The sequence below is a fragment of the Paraburkholderia sp. SIMBA_027 genome, assembly GCF_046535315.1.
GTDB classification, from domain to species: Bacteria; Pseudomonadota; Gammaproteobacteria; order Burkholderiales; family Burkholderiaceae; genus Paraburkholderia; species Paraburkholderia tropica.
Genome location: NZ_JAWRWY010000587.1, coordinates 1 through 272, shown reverse-complemented (window position 1 = coordinate 272; position 272 = coordinate 1). Strand labels below are relative to the sequence as shown.

Below are 272 nucleotides of genomic sequence, written 5' to 3'. Positions count from 1 at the left end.
TTTTGTCTCCGATGTCAACGCCTCCGAACGAGCGGACCTCACCGACCACTGCCATGAGAGCAGCGGAGATGTCAGGGGGGTCAGGGACTCGGTCCCCGGCGAACCCATCAGCGAGCGTGGAGATGATCCGTCCCCAAATGGCTCCAGAAGTGCCTCCGCCGACATCGGCCCAAGCCTCGCCGGTTGCGCGGATCACCTCTGCGGCGCTGCAACCGCGGTTCGTGGCCTCGGCTGCGGCGAGTGCTGCGGCTTTCGACCCACGCTGCATGCCG

1 protein-coding gene is annotated in these 272 nt (G+C 66.5%); it reads right to left on the bottom strand.

Annotated elements, in window-relative coordinates; all coding sequences use genetic code 11:
• The coding region (locus SB764_RS40360; protein ID WP_410866805.1) for a DAK2 domain-containing protein at positions 1 to 268 on the bottom strand (268 nt) is incomplete at its 3' end.
• Between the last annotated feature and the right edge of the window lie 4 nt (positions 269 to 272).